3 protein-coding genes are annotated in these 7,085 nt (G+C 71.0%); 2 read left to right on the top strand and 1 reads right to left on the bottom strand.

Annotation, left to right across the window (positions count from 1 at the left end; all coding sequences use genetic code 11):
• The coding region (locus GBZ26_RS25060) for a tetratricopeptide repeat protein (protein WP_174441165.1) at nt 1-1,587 on the top strand (1,587 nt) is incomplete at its 5' end.
• Nucleotides 1,588-1,812: 225 nt separating this feature from the next.
• Entirely contained in the window at nt 1,813-1,995 is a 183-nt protein-coding gene (locus GBZ26_RS25055) for a YdcH family protein (RefSeq protein ID WP_014198642.1), read from the top strand.
• A 67-nt stretch (nt 1,996-2,062) separates the two neighbouring features.
• On the opposite strand, the gene GBZ26_RS25050 is transcribed toward GBZ26_RS25055, so the two are convergent.
• Nucleotides 2,063-7,063, bottom strand: a complete 5,001-nt coding sequence (locus GBZ26_RS25050; RefSeq protein WP_345772068.1) for a tetratricopeptide repeat protein — start codon at nt 7,061-7,063, stop codon at nt 2,063-2,065.
• Nucleotides 7,064-7,085 lie beyond the last annotated feature (22 nt).

Here is a 7,085-nt window from a genome sequence, read left to right as displayed (position 1 = left end):
CTGCTGAACGACGCCATCGCCCTGCACCGGTCCGGGCGGCTGGGCGAGGCGATGACGGCCTACCGCGCGGTTCTCGATCTGTTGCCCGGGCACAGCGACGCGCTCCACCTTCTGGGCCTGACCGAGCATCAGCTCGGCCATCACGCGCAGGCGGAGGAACACATCACGGCGGCGCTCCGGATCGACCCCGATTTTCCCGCGGCCTGGAACCATCTTGGTCTGGTCCGGCAGGCCTTGGACCGCCCGGACCTGGCCCATGGCTGTTTCAGCCGCGCCATCGCGCTGCGCCCGGACTTTCCCGAGGCGATGACCCACATGGGGCTGAGCCTGAAGCAGCCGGACCGGTCAGACGAAGCCAAGCGCTGGCACCGCCGGTCGATCCGCCTCGCCCCGGCCAACCCGGCGGCCCACACCAACCTCGGCTACGTCTGCGAAATCGAAGGACAATTCGAGGCCGCCGCAGGCCATTACCGGCGTGCGCTGACCCTGCGGCCGGATTCCGCGGATACCCTGAACAACCTGGGCACCCTTGCCAAAATGGCGGACCGGCCGGCCCTCTGCCGGCATTTTCTCGACCGCGCCTTGCGGGTCGTCCCAGGCCTCCCGCTCGCCGCCTGGAACGTCGGGCTGCTGGCCCTGGCGGACGGTGACCTCGCCACCGGCTGGGCCGGTTACGGGCGGCGTTTCTCCGCCCGCCAGCTTCAGCGGGCGCGCCGCATCGCGCTGCCGGTCTGGAACGGCGAACCTCTGCACGGGCGCCGCCTGCTGGTCTGGCCGGAGCAGGGGCTAGGCGACGAGATCCTGTTCGCCTCCGTCTTCGGCGACCTGAAGGACAGCGGCGGGACCGTGGTCCTGGAGTGCGATCCGCGTCTGGTGTCCCTCTACGCCCGCGCCTTCCCCTGGGCGACCGTGCGGGCGGAGTCCGTCACCGCCGACGGAAAGGAGCGCTTCGACCCGCCGGACTGCGACCTGCAGATCGCCGCCGGTTCCCTGCCCGCCCTGCGGCGCGACCGGCTGGAGCGCTTCCCGGCCCGCCCCTCCTTCCTGACCGCCGATCCGGAGCGGGCCGCCTTCTGGCGGGGGCGGGTGGACGCGCTCGGCCCCGGTCTGAAGGTGGGCATCAGCTGGCGCAGCCAGATCGTCACGGCGCACCGCGAGGGCGCCTACACGCGCATCGCCGACTGGCTGCCGCTGCTGGAGGTGCCGGGCGTCCGCGTCGTCAACCTGCAATACGGGGACTGCACCGCCGAACTGGCCTCCATCGAGCCTGGCAACGTGCGGCGCGTCCATCGCTGGGACGATCTCGACCTGAAGAACGACCTGGAGGGGGTGGCTGCCCTGATGGCGGCGCTCGACCTCGTCATCCTGCCCGCCACCGCCGCCGGGGAACTGGCGGGCGCCCTGGGGGTGCCGGTCTGGCGGCTGGGAAGCCGGGATTGGACCTGGATGGGCAGCGGGGTGCGGCCTTGGTTCCCCACCCAAAGGCTGATCGCCCCTCAGCCCGGCGAGACCTCCGCCGACGTGGTCCGGCGGATCGCCCGGATGCTGGCCCGGATGGTGCCGAACCCCATCCCCGACGGGGTATGACCGCACAACCAAACTTCGCCTTTCGGTCTAAACCCGCAACAAACGGCACAAGGTGGGCCTATGCGGCGAATCGTCCTACTCCCCATCGTAAGGGGCGGTCACCCCCCGTCTTTGGAGTACTAGGACAAAAGTTTGGGGTTGTTTGGCGGCACGGATGGGTGAACACTACGGTTTCCGGCCTGCCGGACTTGGCAGGAGCCGGTTCGATCTGACGGAGAGCAGCCCATGCACACTGATGCTCGCCTATCTTCCCTGCAGGAAAAGCACCTGCGTCTCGACCGCGCCATCCTCGACGAGGAAAAGCGTTCGTGGCCTGACGAAAGTGCCATCAAGCGGATGAAGCTTGAGAAGCTCCACCTCAAGGAAGAAATTGATCGCTTGGCCAGAACCAGTCACAGGGTGAATTAGCACCCATCCGGATCGATCAGATTCGCAAAGTCGGGGGCGACCGACGGTTCGCTCCCGGCTTTCTTTGTCAGGTGTCCCCGCCGCCGGATTCAGCCGCGGAACAAAGCGCGGCCAGACGGCGCGCGATTGCCGGCAAGGCCGCGGCGGCCGGCTCCCCCGGAGGCGCCGGGACCAAGGCCATGCTTGGGAACCAGGGGCGGACGCCGGTGCCCAGTGCCGTCCAGTCCCCCCGCGGCCCGAACCGCCAGACCGGCACCCCCAGCGCACCCGCCAACTCCCCAACCGAACTCGCCGGCGTGACGACGAGGTCGAGGGCCGTCATCAGCGCCGCCACGCCGTCCAGGTCGTCCTTGAGGTCCAGATCGCCCCAACGGTGGATGGTCACCCCGAACCGGCGCTCCGCCTCGGCGATCTCGGCGGCGCAGTCGCCGTATTGCAGGGTGACGAAGACCACGCCGGGCAGCGCAAACACCGGACCCCACGCATCCAGCGGCGCGTAGGCCCCACGGCGTTCGGCGGTCATCAGCCCGCTGCGCCACGCGATTCCCACCTTCAGGCCGGGGCCGAGCGCGTCCACCCGCTCCCGCCAGAAGGCGGCCCGCTCCGGGTCGGCGGTCAGGAAGGACGGGCGCGCTGGGAAGCGGTCGAAACGGGGCCGCAGCCAGCGCGGTAAGGATCCCATGGCGACGTGGCGGTCGATGCCGGCGCAGGGCGTTTCCGGGTCAGCCGGGGACGGGCGCCAATCCGCGCGTGGAAAGGACCGCGCGAACAGCGGCACCAGCCGCCGGTCGCACTCCACCACCACCGCGGCGGCCCGCGCAATCAGCTCGTCCAGACAGCCGGCGAACAGGATCTCGTCACCAATCCCCTGCTCCGCCCAGACCAGCAGACGCAAGCCGGCGGGGTCCTCCCCTTCCCAGGCGGGCACGGGTACGGCGCGGGCGGCACCGGACAGCTCGCGGGCACGGAAGCGGGCGTCATAGCCGGCCCAGCCTGATTCCAGTCTGCCGCAGGCCAGATCCAACAGCCCGAGATTGAAGGCCGCCGCCGGGTGCCCCGGTTCCACCGCCAGAGCGCGGCGGCACCAGCGCTGCGCCACCGCGGTCTCGCCCCGGTCGCGCAGCAGCCGCCCCAGATTGGCCAGCCCATCCCCTTGCGCCGGCGCCAGGGCCAGCGCGCGCACCAAAGCCCGCCGCGCCTCGTCCAGCCGCCCCGTCCGGCGCAACGCCACCCCGAGGTTCATCCAACCGGCCTCACGGTCCGGAGCCAGGCGCAGGGCGTGGCGATGGCGCCCCTCGGCCGCGTCCAATGCGCCGAGCCGTGTCAACACGGCGCCCCAATTGTCGTGCGCCTCGGCCAGCGCCGGGTCGGCCAGCGTCGCCCGCCGATGGGCCGAGGCGGCGGCGGTCAGGTCGTGCGCCGCCTCCAGCGCGTTGCCGAGGTTGGTCAGAACCGCCGCCGCGGCGGGTTGCAGGGCGAGCGCCAGCCGGAACCGGCGCACCGCCTCCGGCGCACGGCCAAGCGCCAGCAGCACGCTGCCCAGGCTCGACTGGGCGGCCCCGTAAGCGGGCAGCGCGTCCAGGGCGCGTGCGATGCGCGCCGCTCCCGCGGCGGAATCGCCGGACTGGTGCGCCAGCAATCCCGACAAGTGAAGAGCGACCGGATGATCCGCCCGCGCCGTCAGCACGCGCTCGTACAGGGGAGCCGCTTCGGCCAGCCGACCGTCCCGGTGATGGGCGGCGGCGGACTCCAACAGCGTGTCCGGATCAACCGCGAGACCGCCGGACGGAGGTTCGTCGCTCGTGGGCATCAGCCGGCGCAGGGTCATGGCCATCCGGTTCATGACGGCGTCCAGCCCTTCGCCGGGGCGGGGTTGGAACAGGCGCATCGACGGGAACCAGGGGCGAACCCCGGTGCCGAGTTGCGTCCAGTCGCGGTGCCCGAACCGCCACACCGGCACGCCGAGGGCTCCGGCCAGTTCCCCGGTGGAGACGGCGGGCGAGAGGACGAGATCCAGATTGGCGGTCAGCGCCGCTGCGGCCTCGAAATCGTCCTTCAGGTCCAGATCGTCCCAGCGGTGGATGGTCACGCCGAAGCGCGCCTCCGCCGCGGCAATCTCCGCCGCGCAATCCCCGTATTGCAGGTTGACGAACACCACCCCCGGCAGGGCGAACAGCGGCGCCAAGGCGTCGAGCGTAACGTAGGCGGCCCGGCGCTCCCCATCCATGATCTGGCTGCGCCACGCAATACCCACCTTCAGGCCAGGGCCGAGCGCGTCCACCCGCTCACGCCAGCGTTCCAGGCGTGCGGGTTCGGGCACCAGCCAGGGCCGGGCCAGGAAGCGCTTCCATTCGGGCCGCAGCAGCCGAGGCAGGGACGCGGCGGCGATCTGCACATCCACGTCGCGCGGCTCCACGGTCGGCGGGCGGACCGTTGTACCGGGAAGGGAACGCGCAAAAAGCGACACCAGACGGCGGTCGCATTCGACCACCAGATGCCCGACGCGGCGCAGCAGATCGGGATAGCAGGATGCGAAGAGGATTTCGTCCCCCACCCCCTGCTCCCGCCAGACCAGCAGGCGGGCGTGGGCGATGTTCTCGCCGCGCCAGGGTCGCGCGGCGAAGCGCCGATCCTGGTCGTGGAACTGGGGGGTGCCGAATCGCCACTCATGCTCCGCCCATCCGGGGCGAAGCTCCCCCTGCTCCAAAAGCAGGAGCGACAGATTGTAATGAGCGGTCGGCAGGGCCGGATTGATCCGGATCGCTTGGCGGTAGGCCGCGACGGCCTCGGCCGGGCGCCGCCGCCGCGCCCAATGCAGGGCGAGGTTCGCCTGAGCCTCGGCCAACTCCGGTATGCGGTCGACCGCCCGGCTGTGGCAGGCAAACGCCTCGTCGACGCGACCGAGCCGGTCGAGCGCGCTGCCACGGTGACTCCAGGCGGCCGCGGCGTCCGGTGCGATCACGGTGGCGCGGTGCAGCAACCGCTCCGCCTCCACGGGCCGGTCGGCCATCAGGAGGAGTGCGCCGAGGCTCGCCAGCGCGTCCGCCTCCGACGGCGTCAGGGCGAGCGCCCGCCGGTGGCTCCTCTCCGCTCCCGCCCGATCCTGGCGCTCGGCGAGCAGGTGCCCCAAATGGGTGTGAGCCACGCCGAGCATCGGGTGAATGCGCAGGGCACGCCGGGCACAGGCTTCGGCATCGTTGCCGTCGCCCCGCCCCCGCAGGAGGGCCGTGCGGTTGAGCCAATGCTCCACCGCGTCCGGACGGAGCAGCACGGCGTTGCGCTGCGCCGCCAGAGCGGCATCGTGCCGGTCCGTCGCCTGACAGGCATCGGCCAGTGCGGCATGGGCGGCGGCGTTGCCGGGATCGGCCTTCACCGCGAGGGACAGGACCGCTGCCGCATCCACGGCATCGCCTTGGCGAAGCCGAAGAATTCCCAAGAGATGGAGGGCTACGGGATGCTCCGGCGCGGCGTCCAGCGCCGTCCGGCAATGCTCTTCGGCCTCCCTCAACGCCCCGGCGCGGTAGCGGGCGATGGCCTCGTCGATCATCGGCGCGGCGTCCACGGGCAAGTGCCTCGTCACGGCCTCGACGGGCTGCGCCAGATCGCGCAGGGTCCGGGCGATGCGCGCCATGACGGCCTCGAGCGTCTCGCCGGGGCGGGGCTGAAACAGGCGCATCGTCGGGTACCAGGGGCGGACGCCGGTGCCGAGCTGGGTCCAGTCGCGGGCGCCGATGCGCCAGGCCGGCACGCCCAAGGCTCCTGCCAGCTCGCCGGTGGATACGGCGGGCGCGATGACGAGGTCGAGCGAGGCGGTCAAGGCCGCCGCACCCTCGAAATCATCCTTGAGATTCAGGTCGGCCCAACGGTGGATGGTCACGCCGAAACGCGCTTCCGCCGCCGCGATCTCCGCCTCGCAGTCGCCGTACTGAAGATTTACGAGGACTGTACCGGGCACGGCGAACAGGGGCGCGAATGCCTCCAGTGTGACGTAGGCGGCCTTCCGTTCGGTCGTCATCAACTGGCTGCGCCAGGCGATGCCGATCTTCAGGCCCGGCCCGAGGGTGGCCAGCCGCTCCCGCCACATGGCCAGGAGGCCCGGGTCGGGCACCAGCCAGGGACGGGGCGGAAAGCTCGCCAGATCCGATCGCACAAGGCGTGGGAGTGCACCCGCGGCGATGTGGGCGTCACCGTCCGAAGGAACCAACGTCTCCGTCCCATCGGGAGCCGCGGTTTCCGCCCGGACGATGGCCCAGGGAAAGGAGCGGCTGAACAGGCTGACCAGCCGACGGTCGCACTCCAGGATGACTTGGCCGATCCGGCCCGCCGCCACGCGATCCGCCAGGACCGGATAGCAGGAGGCGAACATCAGCTCGTCCCCCACCCCCTGTTCGCGCCAGACCAGAAGGCGGCAGACGGTGGCCCCATCATCCTTCCAGAGCGGCGCCGCGATGGTGCGCTCCTGATAATCCTTGGCCTTGAACCGATCCTGATAGGCGTCCCAGCCCTCCTGAAGGTTGCCCGTCGCCAAGCTGACCAGGGCGAAATTCAGCCGTGCGGCGGCCAGGGCCGGATCGATGCGCAGGGCGCGGCGCAGTGTACGCTCCGCCTCCGCCACGCGCATCGACTGCCATTGCAGCATGCCGAGGTTGGAATAGGCTTCCGCATGCCCGGCGTCGATGGACAACGCGCGCCGATGGGCGGCCTCCGCCTCCTGGTTCCGTCCCAGCATATTCAGGGCAAGACCCAGGGTGGTCAGCGCGATGGCGCTCTGCGGCGCCAGACGGACCGCGCGCTGGTGCAGGCGCAACGCGCCCTTCCAGTCGTCCCAATCCTTGAGGACGTTGCCAAGGTTGGTGTAGCTGTCGGGATAGTCGGGCTGGACGATCAATGCCCGCCGGTACAGCGCCGCGGCGGCCTCCGCCCGGCGCGCGGCCCGACGGGAGTTGCCGAGATTGTTCAGCGCCTTGCCATAGTCCGGCTGAATGGTCAGGGCACGCTGGAAGACGCGCGCGGCCTCGTCCGGCCGGTCCAAGCCGTCAAGGCCGGTGCCCAGGTTGTTGAAGGCCACCTCATAGGTGGGCCCGAGCGCG

Origin of the sequence: Azospirillum formosense (assembly GCF_013340925.1) — a bacterium.
Classification (GTDB): domain Bacteria; phylum Pseudomonadota; class Alphaproteobacteria; order Azospirillales; family Azospirillaceae; genus Azospirillum; species Azospirillum formosense.
The sequence above is the reverse complement of the archived record's forward strand: the minus strand, read 5'-3'. Positions and strand labels throughout refer to the sequence as shown.

Bases quoted from the DNA above. Each gene is read 5' to 3' on its own strand.
- GBZ26_RS25055 (WP_014198642.1), top strand. From the start codon at position 1,813: ATGCACACTGATGCTCGCCTATCTTCCCTGCAGGAAAAGCACCTGCGT.